Below are 18,911 nucleotides of genomic sequence, written 5' to 3'. Positions count from 1 at the left end.
CGTTCAATCGTGGCATGATCATGGCTGCTGCTTGCCAGCTTTGCTTTTGTGTTATATTAATGACCCCCTACACTCTGGAAAGGAATTGGAGACACACCCATGCAGGTAATTTTAACCAAAGATGTGGATACGCTGGGTAGCAACGGCGATATCATCGAGGTTTCCGACGGTTATTACCGCAACTACCTCGGGCCACGTAACATGGCCGTCATCGCCACCAAAGGATCCCTGGCCGACTTGCAGCGTCGCATCGACCGCATTCGCGCCAAAGCCGAGAAAAAGCATCAGGAAGACCTGGCCAAGGCCGAAAAAGTGAATGCCCTGCAACTGATTACCCTGGAAGCCAACGCTGGCGACACCGGTAAACTGTACGGCACCATCACCACCAAGGAACTGACCAAGGTTCTGCAGGAGAAAACCGGCTACGAAATCGAGCGCCGTAACGTCAACGTGGATCACCCCATTAATAAAGTGGGTGAGTACACGGTGTACGTGAAATTCTCCGCCAAGGTTTCCGCCCAGGTGAAACTGGCAGTGAAAGCCATCAAGGCCAAGCACGAAGAATTCGTACTGGAAGACGCTTTCGCAGGCGAAGAAAACTAAAACTTGCCATCGGCAACCCAAAATCAGGCAGTCCATCTGCCTGATTTTTTGCGTGATAATGCGTGATGAAACCTGACAAGGAGGGCGGCTTGCCGCTTCAGTATTGGCGCATCGAGGGAACGATGACGGTGCCCTAAACACTCGCCGCTTTGACTGACACCCAGGGATTGTCCTTGATATAAAAGCGCCAGGGATAGTCCATCGCCTTGGTAATGCCGATTCGGGTGGTCTGAATCACTTGACCATCGGAGTAGTCCTGCCCCGCACTGAGGCAGAGCCCATGTTCCCAGCGGGTCAAGGGAAGTCCGTTTGCGGCTTGGCGGGTAATGCCCAGCGCCTTGGTCAGGCGTCCCGGCCCATGGGTTTTGAGGGACTGATCTTCAACCGGCTCCAAAGCCCGAAACAATACCGCCCCTGCTGTACCGTGCGGTTCGGTCACCACGTTTAAACAGTGATACATGCCGTAAATCAGGTATACATAGGCGGTTCCCGGATGGTGATACAGGGTTTCCGCCCGTCCGGTGGTGCGGTTGTAGGCATGGCAGGCCGGATCGTTCTGGGTATAGGCCTCCGTTTCCACAATGCGGAAGGCCCGCCAAGCACTGGTGGGGGGATGAAACTGCCACAACTGGCAGCCCAGCAGGGCACGGGCCACAGTCACTGTGTCCTGTGCAAAAAACGCGGCAGGCAGAATGAGGCAATCAGGGGGCTCGGTCGGTTTTAATTCATCCAACAAGGCGGTGCCACCGTTTCTTAATATATGTTATATTAACCAATATCCCCCCTACGAAGACAGCGTGGAGAATCCAGGGTTGACTGAAAAATTAATCATTCACGGCGGCAAGGCCCTGCGCGGTGAAGTTGAAATCTCGGGCGCCAAAAATTCCGTTCTCAAACTGATGGCAGCCACGCTGTTGACTGGAGACAGCATTGAACTGCGAAATGTTCCCCACCTCAGCGATGTGGGCGTCATGACCCAGGTACTCAAGCATCTGGGTTGCGATGTGGACCAGCAGGACGATGATCGCCTGTATATTCAGGCCAAAAACATTACCAGTTGCGAAGCCCCCTACGATCTGGTGCGTAAGATGCGAGCCAGCTTTGATGTGCTGGGCAGCTTGCTGGGCCGTTTCGGCGAGGCCCGTGTGGCCCTGCCCGGTGGCTGCTCCATTGGCAAGCGCAGCGTCGATTTGCACGTCAAGGGCCTGATGGCGCTGGGTGCGGAAGTCGAAATCAACCATGGCTACGTGGAAGCCAAGGCCACCCGTTTGGTGGGCGCTGAAATTTTGCTGGATACCCCCAGCGTGGGCGCCACTGAGAACATTATGCTGGCTGCCACCATGGCGGAAGGCTCTACCATTTTGTCCAATGCCGCCCAGGAGCCCGAGATTGTCGATCTGGCCAATTTCCTGAATGCCATGGGTGCCGATATCAGCGGCGCGGGCACCAACGAAATCGTGATCAACGGGGTGAAGCCCGGCACCTTGCACGGTACCACCTACAGCGTGATGCCCGATCGCATTGAAGCGGCCACCTACCTGATGGCCGGCGTGGGTACTCTGGGGGATGTGACGGTCAACAACGTGTTGCCGGTGCATTTAAGCTCCCTGACCCATAAACTGATTGAAATGGGTGCCGATATCGAGATGCCCACCCCCAACAGCATTCGCATTCGCAGCGATCGCCGTCTGCAAGCCCAAAATATTGTGACCCAGCCTTATCCGGGCTTCCCCACTGACCTGCAAGCGCCGTTTATGACCTTGTTGAGTACGGCGGATGGGGTCAGCATCGTCAAAGAAACCATTTACGAGAATCGGTTTAAACAAGTGGGCGAACTCAAGCGCATGGGCGCCGATATTTCCGTGGAGCGTGATGTGGCGGTGATTACGGGTGTACCGCATCTCAGCGGGGCGGAAGTCAATGCCCACGATCTGCGGGCCGGTGCCGCCATGGTCATTGCTGGTGTTATGGCCGAAGGAGCTACTCAGGTCTTCGATCTCCACCATCTGGATCGGGGTTATGAAGACGTGGTGGGCAAAATGCAAAGTCTGGGAGCCACCATTGAGCGAGTCCCGGATAACTCCGAGCGCCCGGTGAGCGAAGAGACATCTGCCTGAACATTGAACACAGCTATCTCGGCAGGATAGAGAGAGTAATCGGTAATCTTCCATGAGCGAAACATCCAATCCCTCGGGTACCCCCCGGCGCTGGTACGATCAGGATCCTCTGCTCGGTGAGGTGCTGGAATTGCTGCGGGCCTATCCCGCTGATGTCCGGGAACAGGCCGAGACCTTTCTCCGTAAAGTCGAAGAGCAAATCGGCAAAGAGGCCCTGGAGAAGTTTTATCAGCTGGCCAAGCCCGAAAAAATGGGCAATCGCTGGTACGATCAGGATCCCATTGTCTCTAAAGCCGTGGAATTGCTGCGGGTGGTTCCCCCGGCCATTCAGCGTCAGGCGGCCAACCGTTTTCTGGAATCCATGAAAAAGCAGGGCCTCACGCCCACCCTGCTGAAAACGGACACTTGAGCCACGGAAACCCCGGCTTTGAGTGTGTTACCATTCGCTGGTGACTATGGTTCTGAAAGCTGATGGGGCACGATGAGCGATTTAAAGTCGGACGCTGAAGCCTTGCTGACAGAGGCGATGGCGCTGTTCAATCGACAGGCCTTTTTTGAGTGCCATGAGGTGCTGGAAGAACTCTGGCGTCCCCTGCCGTCGGGCCCCGAAAAGACTTGCTTGCAGGGCTTGCTCCAGGTGGGCGTCGGTTTTTACCACTGGCAGCGGGGCAATGCCGTGGGGGCGCGTAACAAGCTGCAATCCGGGCTGGAAAAGCTGGACGCGGTGGCCCGACAATTCGAGTATTCGCCGCCGTTCTCTTTGGAGCAAGTGATTATTGGCTCCCGATTGCTTTTGAACAGGCTGCTTGAACATCGGGACGCCGGGGAACGTCTGCCGCCCTATCCGCAATCAGAAATTCCTAAATTAGATTGATTCTTAATTAGAAAATTTTCCCATTTAAGAATCAATCAGCATTTAAAATTTGGACCAACCCACCAAAAAAATACCCTGACCGCACTCCTAACAAGGCGTATCAGGGTATTTTTAGAGTTTATGGAGGGCGGTTAGCCTACTTCAGGCGGGATTCCACCACTTTCCAGTTGATGTTGCGGAAGAATGCTTCGATGTATTTGCCGCGCTCGGTGGCTTTGTAGTCGCCCACGTAAGCGTGTTCCCATACATCCATCACCAGAATGGGGGTGAAGCCAGCGGGGTGGCCGTTCTCGTGGTCGGTGATCCAGAAGTTTTGCAGGCGGCCGGTGATGGGATCCTGGTACAACACCGCCCAGCCGATGCCTCGCATGGCCCCAGTGGCTTTGAAATCAGCCACCCAGGCATCCACGCTGCCAAAGTATTCTTTCAGGGCTTCGGCCAGTTTGCCGCTGGTGGGGGCAGCGCCGCCGTTGCCGATCATGTTTTCAAAGTAGTACTCGTGCAGGCGAATGCCATCGTATTCAAAGGCCAGGCGACGACGAATCTCGTTGTACTCCGGGGTGCCGACTTTTCCGGCTTCCCGCAGCTCGGACAGTTTGTCGTTCAGGGTGTTGGTGTTGGTGACATAGCCTTTGTACAGGGCGTAGTGGGTTTCCAGCTGCTCAGCGGAAATACCATCCAGTTGCAAATTATAAGTTTGAGCCTCATAGGGCTTCACTTGGGTGGCGGGCATTATGGGCCTCCTCTTTCATTTCAGTCGAGATTATACGGAAATCAAACCCGAACTATTGGGCTCAATATACCACAAACAGGCGGGCTTGTCCCTGCGCCCAATCAGGCTTTAAACCCTGATTGGCCCTTGGAAGTATCCGCAGACTGTGTCTATGCGTTGCGTTGACCTTGCCGATAGAGAAACAGGGTGTTGGCCATGAGGGTGGCAATGGTCATGGGGCCCACCCCACCGGGCACCGGGGTGATGAAACCGGCCTTTTGACTGGCGCTGGCAAAGTCTACATCGCCCACCAGCTTGCCATCCAGGCGGTTAATGCCCACATCAATGACGGCGGCCCCCGGCTTGATGAAATCGGCTGTCACCAGATTGGGTACACCCACCGCTGCCACCAGAATATCGGCCTCTCGGCACACTGCGGGCAAATCGGCGGTTTTACTGTGGCAATAGGTCACCGTGGCGTTCTCCTGCAGCAATAGCAAGCCCATGGGCTTGCCCACAATGTTAGAGCGTCCCAGTACCACGGCGTTTTTACCCGCCAGCGGGACGTTATAGGCTTTGAGCAGGGTCATGACCCCAGCTGGGGTGCAGGGCTTGCAGGCCGAGGGGTCACCGCTCATCAGCAGGCCCATATTCAGGGGATGCAGACCGTCCACATCTTTTTTGGGGTCAATGGCTCGAATGACAGACAGGGTATCGATATGCCTGGGCAGGGGCAATTGCACCAGAATACCCTGCACACTGGCGTCCTGATTCAGGCGGGCGATTACGGACAACAGTTCCGTCTGCGAAATCTCGGCAGGGTAGGTCAATAGTTCAGACAACATGCCGATCTTCTGGGCGGTTTTGGCTTTTTTGCCCACATAAACCTGACTGGCCGGGTCATCCCCCACCAGAACCACCACCAGTTTGGGCAGTGACAATCCTTGTGCCTTGAGTTGGGCCAGTTCCAGAGACAGTGAGTCCAGTAAATTCCGGGAAGTCAGCTTGCCATCGAGAATGCAAGCGGTGGCGGGCGAAGTCATTGTTATACGCTCCTGTGGGGGTGGGGCAAACTGGGTTTATTGTCTCCTGAAGCCCTGCCTGATGCAAGGCATGCCCCGAAAGTTGCTCTGAAACTTGACCTGAAATTTAAAAGGATGGTCCCGGCGATGAGACCATCCTTCCTGAATGTAAGGCCTGAAAGCCCTTTGGTCACACCAACAGGGGGGTGCGAATGGATTCGTTGACTGTTTCCTCTTCAAACACCTCATTTTCGGTGCCAAAAACGTTCATCTTGTCATCGTCAAACACGCCTTCCCAACGGGCCACCACGGCGGAGGCCACGCAGTTGCCCACCAGATTGATGGAGGTACGGCCCATGTCCAGGAAGTGATCGATGCCCAGAATGACAGCCACCCCTTCCATGGGCAGGTGAAAGGCGCTGAGGGTGGCCGCCAGAACTACCAGTGAGGCTTTGGGTACCGCCGCCACCCCTTTGGTGGTGAGAATCAGGGTCAGTAGCATCACCAGCTGGCTTTGCAGGCTCATTTCCACGTGGGCCATTTGGGCCACGAACAGGGCGGCCAAGGCCACATACAGCGTGCTGCCATCCAGGTTGAAGCTGTACCCCGTGGGCATGACAAAGCTAACCACATTTTTAGGAACGCCAAAGCGTTCCATTACTTCCATGGCCTTGGGCAAGGCGGATTCGCTGCTGGCCGTGGAGAAAGCCAGCAGAAAGGGCTCTTTGATGGCTTTCATCAGGCGGAGGAATGGAATGCGGGCGATGGCGCAGGCGGAGCAAAGCACCAGCAGAACGAAAATCCCCAGAGCGAAGTACAAAGCGCCCACTAGTTTGGCGTATACCAGCAGAATCTTCAGTCCGTTCGCCCCGACGGTGGCCGCAATGGCCGCCATGACCCCCATGGGGGCAAAGGCCATGACTTTGTTCACAAATTCAAACATGATTTCAGACAGGGATTGCAGCACCCCCAGGATGGGGCGGGCTTTTTCTCCGGCAGAAAGAATAGCCAGGGCAAAAAACACGGAAAACACCACTAGCTGTAAAATATCGCCCCTGGCCATGGCGTCAATCACGCTGGTGGGAACCATATTGACCAGCGTATCCCACAGGGTGTGGTGCTGAACGGTTTCGATATTGCCGGTAATGGCGCCCAACTGGGCCACCCCTTTGGCGCTCAGGGCGCTCATATCGATGCCGTCACCGGGACGCAACAGGTTGGCAACCACCATGCCGATAATCAGGGCCGGTATGGTGGCCAGTTCAAAATAAATCAGGGTTTTGGCCCCCAGGCGCCCCAGGTTCTTGTGGCTACCGGTGCCCGCGATTCCGATGACCAAAGTGGCAAAAATCAGCGGGGCAATCAGCATTTTGATCATACGTAAAAAAATGTCGGAGAGCGGTTTGATTTGAACGCCCACTTCCGGCCAAAAGTGGCCCAGGGCAATACCCAGCACCATACCCGCGACCACTTGAACCACCAATGAGGGCTTTGTCAGCCTTGCCATAGAAATTCCCACTAATTTGCCCCCTTACTGTTAAAAAGAGTCCATTGTTTGCGAGAAAGCGCCATTGCTATTCCTTATTGACTGAACTGAACTGACTGAATCACTACTGAGTCACGATTTACCACGTTCCGCTTGCTTTATTAACGGCGCACAAAAAGAAATCGTGCTACCAACCCCGAAAATACATGCTTAACACTGAACAGTAAGAGTATACCGAAAAATACGATGCCGTCCCGGTCTTTTGCCGTCAACCCTAAAGGTATGTTAAGCGGTTTTTGCTCTCAAAAGGCAGGCGGAACAATGATCTCGCAGGATTGGTCCTGAAAAGTACCAAAAAGCATTGAAGATATTTTTGGATTTGCCGAATCATCCAATAATCCCAATTTGCCATCCCCATTGAGAGGAGACCTCCGCTCGTGAATCTCTGGCCTTTCTCAAAAAAAACGAACCCCAGCCCCCTCACGCCAAAGCAAGTCCAGAAAATGGAATTGCCTCCCGGTGTGATTTTGGCCAGCCCGGACGAACCGGATACCCTCACCGCCGCTCCTTTGGCTCAGTCCAGATCAGTGGACTCCTTGGACTCAGCGGGATCTGTGGGGTTTGCAGGATCTGCCAGCGCACCTGAATCGATGGTTCAGCCGGAGGCGTTCTCCCCGCCAGCCCCTTCTTTTGAGGATCTGGCTCTTCTTCCGGCGGAAGAATCCCAGCCAGCAGATGATGAACCTGCTACGGGCTCTTCTCCTGTTCCGGCCACCAGCCCGAAAGATCTCTCCGACTTTTTTGAAAAGCATCAACTGGAGTTGATCGCCACCGGTTCAAAGCACAGCGGGCCTCCGTCCCAGGCTTCGTCCTCAGTGGAGGCTGCTCCTTTTCATCCTTCCCTTGAAATGCCCACAGAGTGGCTCGATCCGGTGCCGGGCCTTGATCCACTTTCACCACCGCAGGGCACCGACTTATCGTCCGGGCATGCCAGCACGCAGGCGTTCCTGTTAGCGCCGGAAGAGACGGAAACACCCGGGCTGAGCCCTTATTTTGAGGGGCCTTCTGTGGATCTGAACGCCCCCTTTAGTGCCTTCCCCGTTTCCTCCCCGGAGGCACTGCAAGATCCAATGCTGGACGCAATGCCAAGCGCACTGCCCAACACGCTGGAAACCCGACCGTTGCCTCCGGTAGAGACCCCTGTGCATGTCCCTGTGACTGTTGATGATGCAGTTGACGATCCTGCAGCCGGGATTTATCCACTCACGGGTATTTTTGCCCCGGTGGCGCCGGAGCCCGCCACCTCCCCTGAGGACTGGTTTGCCTTTGATAGTTTCCTAAAGCCATCCGGTGCCGATGATGCCCTGATGAGTACCGTTAATACCTTCCCGGCCTCGGTACAGGCCGCATCGTTCCCGGAGGCTGAAGGCTGGGACGCTGAAAGCTCGGCTGATCATTCGGCTGAAAATCTCGTTCAGCATTCAGAAGCCTTTTTCCTGTATCCAACCCCGGAGGCTCAGTCTGCTGGCCAGACGGATAGTCCTCCACTGTCGGCAAATCCCTTCAACCCTTGGGAGCCTGCCGATGCGATGAGCCCCGTCGATCTCTGGATGGCTCAGGGGATGGCTCAGGCATCGGATGCAGTTTCCCTGCCGGGTGGGCAGGACGAGTTCCGCTTGCCGATATTGCCAGATTCAGTGCCACCCAATGCCGTTCCTTCGGAGGGGTTTGCCTCGGCAATGGATGATCTGCAATTGGGGCCTGAGATTCTGGGAAGCCCGGAAAGTCCTGTGTCATTGTTTGACACCCCCCCAGAGGTTGTAGCCCCGTCCTTGCCGGATGACTTGGGTCTGCCGTTGCCGGATGGCTTGAGCCTGGATGACGAGACGTTCGATCTGGACCGCATTCTGCTGGGCACCGCCGATCCCGCCGAACTTCCGGGCCAACCCGGTCTACCCCCTGAAATGCCGCCCTCTGAAATATCGCCTTCAGTTGTTCTGGCTGACAGTGTCGAGCCTTCGGACGCGGATATTCTGGAGCATTACTTCGGGGATGAGGCTCAGGGCCTGAAGGGGCACGACAATCTGGACTCCTATGATTTTGGCCATTACGAAGATCCGGACGCCCCCGCGGAAGCCTTTGTGCTGGATGAAGCGCCACAGCCCGCCGCTGCGTTCCTCGACAACCTGTCTTACGACCAGTATTACACCGAGCCGGAAAGCGAGCTGAGCTTCCGCGCCAACCTGTGGGCCTCTGAAGAGCAGGATAGCGATGGTCAAAACAGCGATGATCGGGACAGTATGGAAGAGCAGGCTACCAAAGCCCTTCCAGACAACAGTTACGCCTCTTTCTTGCTGGACTCTGACTTGCTGGGATCTGGCAGCAGCGATGACACAGCCGGGCCGGACGGCTGGCCTCCGTCCGATATGGAATCGGGTACGAGTATGGAGCCAACAGATCTGGCCGACCGGGAATCGCCCACCACGGCGGCTTCACCAGAACCGCAAGTGACCGCCGAGTCTCAGCCGGAGCCCGCAAAGCCATCGCCTGAAAAACTCGTGCCTGAAAATATGGCGGAGCTTGCGCTCTTGCTGGAATCCAGAATTGCCTCTGAGCTGGCGAAAGAAACGGTACTTCCCCATAGTGAGTCCATTTCGGATGCCATAGATACGTTTAGCCAGGACGTACTGCTGCACAGCAACCGATTTCTGGGCCGTAGCATTGATCGGCTGGTGGATGCCTACTTTACCCAGCGAAATCAGAATAACGCTTGAAACTGTGTTCGCGAATGGAATTTAGGGACTATGTTCCGTATAATGTGCTTGTTGTAGCAGATTAATGGAAAGACGTCTGATGACCCCCACTGGTAGCTTAAGCGAACTTGAAAAGCAAAAAATGTACACCGAAGCCCCGGTGATTGATACCTTTGACAATCCCCGTCCCAACCGGGATTACGTCAATTCCATCAAAGTGGCCGAATTTACCTCGGTTTGCCCCAAAACCGGCCTGCCGGATTTTGGCACCATCAGCATTGACTACGTGGCCGATCAGAAATGTCTGGAGCTGAAATCCCTGAAGTATTACTTCCTCAGCTACCGGAACCGGGGCATTTTTTATGAAGCGGTGACCAATCAGATTCTGGATGACCTGGTGGCCACCTGCCAGCCCCGCTTTATGGAAGTGACTGGCGATTTTAGCGCTCGTGGCGCTATTTCCAGTACCATTGTGGCCACCTATCGAAAAGAGGGCTTTGAGTTCAAGCCATGAGAAACCGACGGACTGCCGGGCTATACGTGTTCACGGGGGCTGCCCTCTTGTTGGCCGTTATTCTGCTCTGGCAAGGGGCGTCCTCCAACGATGCCCGGCAGCACCTGGACAACCTGTTGGGGCAAGCCAGCGCCAACGGCCCGGAGGGGGAAGCCGCTCCGGCGACGCCCGCGCCTTCCCTGCCAGACCCCCTGAAGTTCCCGGATCTGGAGAATTCGATTTTTGGCATGCCTGTGCCCACCACGGACATTATGGTGGAAGAGACCTCCAGCGCCTATGTGCTGCGGGTGCCGTTGGCCAAGCCGGAGGATTCTTCGGCCATCAAGGTGGAGGTGACCCCGCACCGCATTGAAGTCTCCGGGCAGACGGGCAGCCAAAGTGAAGGCCAAACAATCTCTTCGTCCTTCATGCAAACCTTCAGCACCGCCCAGGAAGTGGTACCGGGGCAAGTGTATCGACAGACCGAGCAGAATGGCAAGCAGACCGAACTGGTGATTACCATTCCCAAAAAAGTGGGTGGAGACGCCAAATCCTCTGCGGCTGAAGCCGGAATGGGGGAAGGGGAGGAAGGCACCTCGCTGACTCCCGAGGAGAATCCGGCCCCGGCTTTGCAGCCCCCACCACTCCCCGCCAACGACAGTCCGCTGGATACCTTCAGTAATCGTATGATCTAGACGATCCAGGCGGCTTTCCAGGCGTCATGCAGACGGCGTTGTGGACAGGAAACGCTCTTGAAAACGAGCGCTCTGGGCTACGTCCGGTTCGGACTCAGGCAATGCGCAGGGTCAGGCATTTGGCGGAGCCGCCCGCCTTGAGGAATTCGCTGAGATCCACTTCAATCACCTGAAAACCCCGTTGCTTCAGGTCATCCACCAGTTTGCCAGAGCCCTGATTCAAAATGACCGTATCCCCAATGTTGACCGAATTGCAAGCAAAGCGGGCCGCCTCCTCCGGCGAAACGGGTATCAGCTTTTTCTCCGGTACGTTGGCCTCAATGACCGCTCGGCCGTATTCATCAAAGGCGTCGGGAGAGTAAATCAGGTGGCCGTCCTGCAAGGGGCACAGGCACACGTCAATGTGATAGTAGCGATCGTTGATCAGCTCCATGGACAGCACCGGCAAGTCAGTCGCTGCGGTCAGCAAACTATGGGAGGCAATGTCGGTGCGGGTTTTGTAACCGGCAAAGACCCGATCCTGCCAGATCAGGGCATCGCCCGCCCCTTCAAAAAATACGTGATCCGGCATTAGTACCGGTAAAAAGCCGTGTTCTTCAAACCACTGGGCGCAAATAGGCTCTTCGGCCCGGCGTTCCGGGTGCTTGTAGTGGGCGATAATGGCCATATCGTTGTACACAAAGGCGGCGTTGGCCGTAAACACCAAATCGGGCAAGCCTGGTTCGGGAGTCAGTAATTCCACATTGGCTCCCGCTTTTTTGAGGATGGTTTTATACAAGGTTTCCCACTGTCGCTGGGCCAGCGCTTCATCGCAGGGCGGGGCTTCCTGCATCCAGGGGTTAATGGCGTAGGATACGGTGAAGTAAGTGGGCGGACACATTAAAATGGTGGGCTTGCCCGATTTGGAAAAAGGCGTGCGTCCCACTGGATGGGGGTTAAACCAGTCACTGCTCAGGGGGTGCGAAGAGGATGGGCTCATACCGGGCCTCTACCAATCCAAACCGTGAGCGCCACGGACCACGGTGTCTCCTTTACGAACCTGGGCCACCGGAATCATTTGGGCCTGTCCGTTCTGGATGCGTAAACACCAGTCGTTGCCGTTTTCCACAGGGGCCCATTGACCGTTTTGCCTGATTTTTCGAGGTAAGCGCACCCGGTAGGCCTCCTCGGAAAGCATACCATCTTCGGCGCAGAGGAGGGTCTCTGCATCGCCTACCTCTGGCACGGCCCCATACGGGGTTACCGCTTCCAGAAGCCGCTCCAGCGTATCGGCGTCGGGAGCCAACAGGGTGAGATTGATGGAGGAAATGTCTTTTTTCAGGCTGCCCACGTGGATATCGTTGATACGGTAATCGCCGCCCAGTTGCTGAACCCGGTCAATGACCTTGGACAGGGTCAGGGAATCAATGACGTGCCCCTTTAACTCAACGGTGCGAGCCAAACCGGCCTGTTCGACCAAACCGCCCATTTTTCACTGCTCCTTCCACTCAAGTTTACCAAGTTATCAATACTGTATCTGAAATCCAGCGGCCTGACCACACCCACCCAATGCTCAAGGCTGTTTACGACCCGGGCTTCAACCAGTCCCTGGAATCGTCCATGTGGTTGACCACCGTTCGCAGGAAAAACCGACCAATGGGTCAAGTTTTATGAGGAGCTTGAAAAGGAAAAATACAAGAACAGGTGGAATCTACAACCGACCCTCCTTCAGACAACCGATGAAAGGCCTTCTGTAAAGGGTTATGCTGAGCGAGGGTGTCTGGACGACCGGAATACCCGGTTTGAACAGATATCCCCATCAGGGCTTTTCTCACCGCCGTCGTGGTCAACGGCCAATACTTCAGGGAACTCGTGAAAGCGTTAGGAAACCATACCGTGAGCTTGGAAAACCTCCAATCGACCTTGCAGCGCATTGCGGACATTGAAAGCCGCATTGGCACTTTGCTGCCAACTGCCCAGCCTGCCACCCCTCAGGGGGCGCCCACGTTCGATGAGGCCCTGGGACAAGCCCTTAGTGAGACCATGGGCAATCAAGCCGCCGCTCCGGTGCCTGCGGCCTTGTCCGGCTTAATTGAGGTTCAGGCGCAAGCCAATGGTCTGGATGGGGATCTGCTGAAAGCTATCATCAAGACCGAATCCAACTTCAACCCCAATGCGGTCTCCCCCGTGGGCGCTCAGGGGCTGATGCAGCTGATGCCCGGTACGGCAGCCGAATTGGGGGTGTCCAACAGTTTCGATCCTGTTCAAAACCTTGCCGGGGGTGCCAAGTACCTGAAAACGCTGCTGAATAAATATCACTCTGTTCCGCAGGCGGTGGCCGCGTATAACGCTGGTCCCGGGGCCGTGGATAAGTACAACGGCATTCCGCCGTACAAGGAAACCACCCAGTACGTGCAAAAAGTAATGCAATCCTATCAGGCGTATCAAAACGCCCAAGGGGGTTAACCCATGCTGAGAGGTCTGTATACCGCCGCCGCCGGAATGCTGGCATCCACCACCGGGACCGACACGCTGGCCAGCAACCTGTCCAACGTGAATACCGTGGCTTTCAAAGGCAACAAGGTCAATTACCAGACGTTCCCCGAAATGCTGATCAACCGCATGAGCAGCCAGGGACAAGAGCGGGTGGGTACCCTGATGGCCGGCAGTAAAGTACACGGCAGCTTTGTTAATTTTGCCCCCGGAGCCATGAAGCAAACTGGTAATACCTTCGATTTGGCCATACAGGGCGATGGCTTCTTCACCGTGAAATCCAAAGTAAATGGCGATACCTACTACACCCGCGCTGGCAACTTTACCATGGATCAAAACGGATTTTTAACCACTGTAAATGGTGACTTTGTGCAGGGTAAATTGGGCAACGTGCAAATGGCCCTGGACGGTGGCCCCTTTAACATCAACGGGCAAGGAAATGTGAGCGGCCGCAACGGCATTATCGCTCAACTGCAAATAGCCCGCTTTGAAAACAACCAAGCCCTGGAAAAACTCAGCGATAACCTGTTTCAGGCTACCAACAACAGCAAACAACTCCCGGAACCCAAAAACGGCGATCCTCTGGGTTACCAGATCAACAGCGGCATGCTGGAAGAATCCAATATCAACCCGGTGGCCGAATTGGTCAATAACATTCAGGGGCTGAGATTGTATGAAGCCCTGCAAAAAAATATCCACATCCACAACGATACTCTGGGCAAAGCGGTGAACGAAGTCGGTCGTCCCCGCTAGGCCCTGAAATCCAGATTGTCAGAATTTCCACTTTAACCCCGTTTTGTTTTAAACCCCGCAATCGGAGGCCCGCATGCTTAGAGCCCTATATACCGCAGCCACCGGCTCCAACAGCCAACAGTTCAATATTGATGTCATCGCCAACAACGTGGCCAACGTAAACACCACCGGCTATAAAAAGGCCCGGGCCGAATTTTCGGATTTACTGAGCCAGACCTACTCGGCGGCTGGGGCCATTGGCGATCAGGGAACCACTGATCCGGTGGGGATTCAGGTGGGTCTGGGGGTTCAGGTAACAGCTACCCAGCGTATTTTTCTGCCCGGTTCCATTCAGCAGACCGGCAACCCACTGGACTTGGCCATACAGGGCGAAGGGTTTTTCCAGGTGCAAACCGATGGCGGCAACATTGGTTATACCCGGGATGGCAACTTTAAGCGCGATGCCAACGGTACAATGGTAACCAGTGACGGCTACCCGGTACAACCCAACATAACCTTGCCCAACGACGCCACCGAAATTGTCATTGGCCTGAACGGAACCATCTCGGTGCGGCAAGCTGGCTCTATTACCTTAAATCAGGTGGGTCAGTTGCAATTGGTGCGCTTTGCCAACCCGGCAGGTCTGGAAAGTATTGGACGCAACCTGTTTCAGGAAACTCCCGCTTCCGGGGCGGCTGTTCAAGGCACCGCCGGACAAGGCGATTTCTCCAAAACCACCATCACTCAAGGCTTCTTAGAAGGTTCTAACGTGCAAATCGTGGAAGAGCTGATCAACCTGATCAGCGCCCAGCGTGCCTTTGAAGCCAACTCCAAAGTCATTAAAGCCGCCGATGAACTGCTGCAAACCGCCAACAACACCGTTTAATCATAATCCTAACCCTAACCCAAGGATGATTCCATGACCCGCATTGTATTCAAATCCTCGCTTTTTTCCCTGTTTGCTTGGCTGCTGGGGCTTTGCGGCGGGTTATGGCAATCTTCGGAGGCCGTGCTGCTGACCGAAGGGCAAATTAAAGACAAAGTGGTGGCCCACGTTCAGGAAAAAGTGGCTCAGGTGGTGGACCCTGCCGACGCCAAAAACATCCGCGTTTCCATTGTCCGGGTTCCAGCGGCCCCCTTTGATTTCCCGGCGGCCAAAACCCCGCAGGAGATTAAAGTCAGTCTTACCTCCCGGTTGGGGGAAGTGTACTCCCCCCGGGGCATCGTGCAGGTTTCCCTGCAGGATGGCAGCGGTCATCAGCGGGAAATTGGGGTACCCGTCCAGATTGGCATTCAGAAGCCGGTTTGGGTGGTAAAAAACGTGGTTAACGCTAACGAACCGCTGCGAGCCTCTGATTTTAGCCTGCAAAGCAAGGAGGTCAGCAATTGCTATAACTATGCGGTGGGTGCTGAACGCAACCTGAATCAATATCTGGCCCGGGTCAACCTGAGGCCCGGCGATATTCTGGACGCCCGTAAAATCGTCATCCCCCCGGATGTCACCTACAACAGCCCGGTGCGTATTTTTCTGTCCAATGGCGATGGCATGACGGTCACCGTGCCGGGTATTGCCTTGGCCAACGGCAAAATCGGGGAAACCATCCGGGTGCGTCAGGCCGTGTTTCAGCGCAAGGACTACAGCGCCAAAATCGTGGATAAAAACAAGGTATTGGTTGAAATGTAACCCATTACCCCGGTCAAGACACGCGTTAAGCCAAATCAGGGAAGTTCAGGGAGAATCAAACAAGATGCAAAGCCACAGCCCTCAAAAACGCCAGTCGCTCCAAGCCCTTTGGGTGGGTCTGCTCTTGCTGGCCGCACTCAGCCATATGGCTTCCGCTCCTGCTGAATCCCTGTTCCGGGCCAGCACCACGTACACGAGTCAGGAGCCAGTGTACTCCCGCTCCCTGTTTACGCCGCCCATTGCCCGAGCCGTGGGCGATCTGGTGACCATTCAGATCAACGAAACCACCCAGAATCTGATTCGCAGTGACATCCGTATGACCAAAGAGCAGAGTATTAACCAAAACGGCAGTAATTTATTTAACAGCATGCTGGGCTTTATGCTGGGCAAGTTGCCCTTCAACACCAGCCGCATCAACACCACTTTGCAGGCGCCTAATTTTAACGGCTTAAACAATAACAACCAAATGAACAGCCGGGCCGAAATCAACCGCACCACCGGGCTGGTGGATACCATTACCTGCCAGGTGGTGCAAGTGCTGCCCAACGGCGATTTGATGGTACAGGGGCAAAAAACAGTGCAGGGCAGCAAGGAGCGTACCGATCTGGTTGTCACCGGGATTATCAAGCCCTACTACCTGAACCGCCGCAACGAAATCAGCTCCAATATGGTGGGCAACTTCCAGATGATGCAAGGCGGCAAGGGCATTCTCAGCCGTCAACAAAACGACGGTATCGCCAACAAGATTTACCAGTTCTTTAACTAGCGAGGCGAGATGGATATGCGTGGATTGAACTCAACTCAAAGCAAACTCATCGCCTGGGGGCTTCTCGTCGTTGGCATCGTGGGCCATGCCCTGTTGGGGTTTAGCGCTTCGGCGGCCACCTTAAGGGTAAAGGACATTTCTCGGGTGAAAGGGGTCCGGAATAACCAGCTGGTAGGGTACGGTCTGGTGGTGGGCCTCAGTAAAACCGGGGACAAAAGCCGCTCTACCCAAACCAGTACAGCCAATCTGATTAACAACTTCAACGGGCGTTTGAACAACGACAACGACATTCGCTCCACCAATACCGCCGCCGTTATTGTTACGGCCATTGTGCCGCCCTTTGCCAAGGAAGGGGACCCGCTGGATGTCATGGTCTCTTCCATGGCCGATGCGGCCAGTCTGGAGGGGGGCGTTCTGGTGAATACCGAATTGCGAGCCCCCAACGGGGAGGTGGTGGCACTGGCTCAGGGGCCCTTGTCCACCGGCGGCACCTCGGTCAGCGCCAGTGGCTCTTCCAAGCGCACGGCCATTACTACCTCCGCTCGTATTCCCAATGGGGCCATTATGGAGCGGGAAATCCATACCGATATTGGCGATGAAAACGGGATGGATCTGGTGCTGAACCGCACGGACTTTACCCTGGCCAGCCGGGTGGCGGAATCCATTACCAAAAGCGTGGCCCCGGCCCGAGCTATTGACGGCAGCACCGTACGGGTATTGTTTCCCGATCAGTTTATTGATAACCGGGTGGCCTTTTTATCCAGGGTGGAAAACGTAACCGTGAACGCCACTGAAGAAGTGGCCAAAGTGGTCATTAACGAGCGTACCGGTACCATTGTGATTGGCAACAATGTCAAACTGTTGCCCGCCGCCGTGGCCCACGGGGGCATTACCGTCAGCGTCAGTACCGAAAACAGTGTTTCCCAGCCGGACAGCTTTAGCCCGGGTGGGCAAACCGTGGGTATTTCTAACAGTAAAATCTCCATCGACAAGGCCCAGGGCAGTCTGGTGAAGCTGGGGGCCAACGCCACCTTGCAGGATCTGGTAGCCGCCCTCAATGCGCTGGGGGTCACGCCCAGTGATCTGATTTCCGTGCTGCAGGCCCTCAAAGCCTCTGGCAGCCTGGAAGCGACGCTTGAGATTATCTAGTCTCAGATTATCGGATACGAAACAGGAATCAATGTTATGGATTTCAATGCTCCAACCAGCGGCACCCAGTGGCAAGGTCAGGCCCAAACGGCCAAGCTGCTGGAGTTACAGCGCCAGTACCAGAATCCTGAAAATCAGGATCAGAAAAAGCTGAAAAAGGCCGCTCAGGAATTTGAGGCCATTTTTGTGCAGCAAATGCTGGATGCCATGGACAAAACCATTGATCGCAAAGACAGTTTTTTAAATGGCGGCAGCAGCGAGGAGTACTTCCGCAGCATGCTGAACGAGGAGATCTCCAAATCCATGACCACGAAGCAAGGGGGCAGCGGCTTTGGCTTGGCGGAAAGCATTTACCGGCAAATGGCCCAAAACGGCAAAAAGAATGAGAGTGGAGCGAGCGGGGCCATGGGTGCCGCGCCAACGATGGTTCAGGGAACAAATGGTGAGGTGAAATAGGCATGCGTATTGAATCCGGCGCCCAGTCGTTACAAATGCTCAAAGCCCAACAGGCCTGGGAAGCCCGTCGGGCCAGCAAACCGCAAACACCGGCTAGCGAGTTTCCGGCATCCAGAATTGAACTTGAAACCCCACCAGCCCCAGCGGCCCTTCCCAGCCAGCCCATCTCTCCGCAATGGCAGCGTACGGTCAATGACATTCAAAATATTGCGGCCAAAGCAGGGTTTGTGGGTGTGACCGAACAAGACATCCGTCGGGCTTACCAGCAGGGCGAAAGCCTGTTGGCCGACTACCGGGTATAGGAGGAGCGCGAAAGCCATGAGTAACAACCATTCATCCATGCCTCAACCCATTCAGGATCTGATCAGCATCCTGCAGCAGGAACGAGAGCAGCTGGAAGCGGCCCGGCAGCAGCTACAGCTGAAGCAACAGGCCTTGGTGAGCGGAGCCATTGATCAACTGCCCCCCATTGATCGTCAATTGAGCGCCATCGGCAAGCAGTGCGCCACCCTGAGCCGGAATCGGGAGGAACTGTCCCGGCAGTCTGGTTGGGGACAGCGTCCCCTGAAGCAGATTATTGCGGAACTTCCTGCCCAGTACGAGCCACGCCTGACCCGGTTGCGGGAACAGTTAACCCGCCTGGCCCGGGACGTGGAACAGTCGAATCGGGAAACCCGGGACTTGTTGACCCTGTCCCTTAAATGGACGCAGGATACTATTGCGGTGGTGCGGGGCGCCCTGAACCCGGACCCGGCCAGCTACAACGCCCACGGGGAAAAGCAGCAGGCCAAGGGGGGGCATCAGCCCACCAGTCCCGATCAGTCGACTATCAGTCATTCCGCTTAAGCAAGCGTTTGGCCACTTTTTATTTAGTTCATCTCATCCAGTTCACCCAGA

The 18,911-nt window shown here is 55.4% G+C and carries 22 protein-coding genes; 16 read left to right on the top strand and 6 right to left on the bottom strand.

Going from position 1 to position 18,911, the window contains the following annotated elements:
- The first annotated feature begins 99 nt into the window (after positions 1–99).
- The gene (rplI, locus tag DF283_RS00335) at positions 100–603 is read left to right on the top strand and encodes a 50S ribosomal protein L9 (RefSeq protein ID WP_303672593.1); all 504 of its coding nucleotides are present in this window, start codon (positions 100–102) and stop codon (positions 601–603) included.
- Between the two features lie 133 nt (positions 604–736).
- Here the strand turns inward: rplI and DF283_RS00330 are convergent, their stop codons facing one another.
- The gene (locus DF283_RS00330) at positions 737–1,339 is read right to left on the bottom strand and encodes a DNA-3-methyladenine glycosylase (RefSeq protein WP_303672592.1); all 603 of its coding nucleotides are present in this window, start codon (positions 1,337–1,339) and stop codon (positions 737–739) included.
- Between the two features lie 76 nt (positions 1,340–1,415).
- Here DF283_RS00330 and murA point away from each other — a divergent pair, with 76 nt between their 5' ends.
- The 3 genes from murA (at position 1,416) to DF283_RS00315 (ending at position 3,594) form a co-directional block, all read left to right on the top strand.
- Positions 1,416–2,720, top strand: coding sequence for a UDP-N-acetylglucosamine 1-carboxyvinyltransferase (gene murA / locus DF283_RS00325; protein ID WP_303672591.1), 1,305 nt, complete (start codon positions 1,416–1,418; stop codon positions 2,718–2,720).
- 52 nt (positions 2,721–2,772) lie between these two features.
- On the top strand, positions 2,773–3,129 hold the full coding sequence (locus DF283_RS00320; protein ID WP_303672590.1) for a hypothetical protein: 357 nt from the start codon (positions 2,773–2,775) through the stop codon (positions 3,127–3,129).
- 72 nt (positions 3,130–3,201) lie between these two features.
- Positions 3,202–3,594: a DUF309 domain-containing protein gene (locus tag DF283_RS00315; RefSeq protein ID WP_303672589.1), complete on the top strand. Its 393-nt coding sequence runs from the start codon at positions 3,202–3,204 to the stop codon at positions 3,592–3,594.
- Positions 3,595–3,730: 136 nt separating this feature from the next.
- On the opposite strand, the gene DF283_RS00310 is transcribed toward DF283_RS00315, so the two are convergent.
- From DF283_RS00310 to DF283_RS00300, 3 genes are all read right to left on the bottom strand, one after another.
- Positions 3,731–4,327, bottom strand: a complete 597-nt coding sequence (locus tag DF283_RS00310) for a superoxide dismutase (protein ID WP_303672588.1) — start codon at positions 4,325–4,327, stop codon at positions 3,731–3,733.
- 149 nt (positions 4,328–4,476) lie between these two features.
- Positions 4,477–5,349, bottom strand: coding sequence for a bifunctional methylenetetrahydrofolate dehydrogenase/methenyltetrahydrofolate cyclohydrolase FolD (gene folD, locus DF283_RS00305; protein WP_303672587.1), 873 nt, complete (start codon positions 5,347–5,349; stop codon positions 4,477–4,479).
- Positions 5,350–5,518: 169 nt separating this feature from the next.
- Positions 5,519–6,835 (bottom strand): dicarboxylate/amino acid:cation symporter, encoded by a 1,317-nt coding sequence (locus DF283_RS00300; RefSeq protein WP_303672586.1) that lies wholly within the window; start codon positions 6,833–6,835, stop codon positions 5,519–5,521.
- A 482-nt stretch (positions 6,836–7,317) separates the two neighbouring features.
- On the opposite strand from DF283_RS00300, the gene DF283_RS00295 reads away from it, so the two are divergent.
- The 3 genes from DF283_RS00295 to DF283_RS00285 all read left to right on the top strand — a co-directional run bounded on the left by DF283_RS00295 (position 7,318) and on the right by DF283_RS00285 (position 10,755).
- Entirely contained in the window at positions 7,318–9,588 is a 2,271-nt protein-coding gene (locus tag DF283_RS00295; protein ID WP_303672585.1) for a hypothetical protein, read from the top strand.
- Between the two features lie 121 nt (positions 9,589–9,709).
- Positions 9,710–10,081 carry a preQ(1) synthase gene (queF, locus tag DF283_RS00290; protein WP_443082978.1) on the top strand — a complete coding sequence of 124 codons (372 nt, stop codon included), beginning with the start codon at positions 9,710–9,712 and terminating at the stop codon, positions 10,079–10,081.
- Positions 10,078–10,755: an Hsp20/alpha crystallin family protein gene (locus DF283_RS00285; protein WP_303672583.1), complete on the top strand. Its 678-nt coding sequence runs from the start codon at positions 10,078–10,080 to the stop codon at positions 10,753–10,755. The genes queF and DF283_RS00285 overlap by 4 nt, the downstream gene beginning before the upstream one ends.
- A 94-nt stretch (positions 10,756–10,849) precedes the next feature.
- Here the strand turns inward: DF283_RS00285 and DF283_RS00280 are convergent, their stop codons facing one another.
- Together DF283_RS00280 and DF283_RS00275 are read right to left on the bottom strand one after the other, a co-directional pair.
- Entirely contained in the window at positions 10,850–11,734 is an 885-nt protein-coding gene (locus DF283_RS00280; protein ID WP_303672582.1) for a dimethylarginine dimethylaminohydrolase family protein, read from the bottom strand.
- A gap of 9 nt (positions 11,735–11,743) precedes the next feature.
- Complete coding sequence (locus tag DF283_RS00275; RefSeq protein ID WP_303672581.1) at positions 11,744–12,223, bottom strand: hypothetical protein; 480 nt, start codon at positions 12,221–12,223, stop codon at positions 11,744–11,746.
- 407 nt (positions 12,224–12,630) lie between these two features.
- Here DF283_RS00275 and DF283_RS00270 point away from each other — a divergent pair, with 407 nt between their 5' ends.
- The 9 genes from DF283_RS00270 to flgN all read left to right on the top strand — a co-directional run bounded on the left by DF283_RS00270 (position 12,631) and on the right by flgN (position 18,860).
- The gene (locus DF283_RS00270) at positions 12,631–13,200 is read left to right on the top strand and encodes a lytic transglycosylase domain-containing protein (protein WP_303672580.1); all 570 of its coding nucleotides are present in this window, start codon (positions 12,631–12,633) and stop codon (positions 13,198–13,200) included.
- A gap of 3 nt (positions 13,201–13,203) precedes the next feature.
- On the top strand, positions 13,204–13,980 hold the full coding sequence (locus DF283_RS00265) for a flagellar hook-basal body protein (RefSeq protein WP_303672579.1): 777 nt from the start codon (positions 13,204–13,206) through the stop codon (positions 13,978–13,980).
- Positions 13,981–14,053: 73 nt separating this feature from the next.
- Complete coding sequence (gene flgG, locus DF283_RS00260; protein ID WP_303672578.1) at positions 14,054–14,845, top strand: flagellar basal-body rod protein FlgG; 792 nt, start codon at positions 14,054–14,056, stop codon at positions 14,843–14,845.
- Between the two features lie 33 nt (positions 14,846–14,878).
- A complete protein-coding gene (gene flgA, locus DF283_RS00255; RefSeq protein WP_303672577.1) occupies positions 14,879–15,643 on the top strand; it encodes a flagellar basal body P-ring formation chaperone FlgA in 765 nt (254 codons plus the stop codon).
- A 64-nt stretch (positions 15,644–15,707) separates the two neighbouring features.
- Positions 15,708–16,409, top strand: coding sequence for a flagellar basal body L-ring protein FlgH (locus DF283_RS00250; RefSeq protein ID WP_303672576.1), 702 nt, complete (start codon positions 15,708–15,710; stop codon positions 16,407–16,409).
- 15 nt (positions 16,410–16,424) lie between these two features.
- A complete protein-coding gene (locus tag DF283_RS00245) occupies positions 16,425–17,558 on the top strand; it encodes a flagellar basal body P-ring protein FlgI (protein WP_303672575.1) in 1,134 nt (377 codons plus the stop codon).
- A 36-nt stretch (positions 17,559–17,594) separates the two neighbouring features.
- Positions 17,595–18,014: a rod-binding protein gene (locus DF283_RS00240; protein WP_303672574.1), complete on the top strand. Its 420-nt coding sequence runs from the start codon at positions 17,595–17,597 to the stop codon at positions 18,012–18,014.
- A 2-nt stretch (positions 18,015–18,016) separates the two neighbouring features.
- On the top strand, positions 18,017–18,316 hold the full coding sequence (locus tag DF283_RS00235) for a hypothetical protein (protein ID WP_303672573.1): 300 nt from the start codon (positions 18,017–18,019) through the stop codon (positions 18,314–18,316).
- 16 nt (positions 18,317–18,332) lie between these two features.
- On the top strand, positions 18,333–18,860 hold the full coding sequence (gene flgN / locus DF283_RS00230) for a flagellar export chaperone FlgN (protein WP_303672572.1): 528 nt from the start codon (positions 18,333–18,335) through the stop codon (positions 18,858–18,860).
- Positions 18,861–18,911: the final 51 nt, after the last annotated feature.

It is taken from the genome of Vampirovibrio chlorellavorus (genome assembly GCF_003149375.1).
Lineage (GTDB): Bacteria > Cyanobacteriota > Vampirovibrionia > Vampirovibrionales > Vampirovibrionaceae > Vampirovibrio > Vampirovibrio chlorellavorus_B.
Note: the sequence above shows the minus strand (reverse complement) of the source record. Positions and strands in the feature narration are given on the sequence as shown.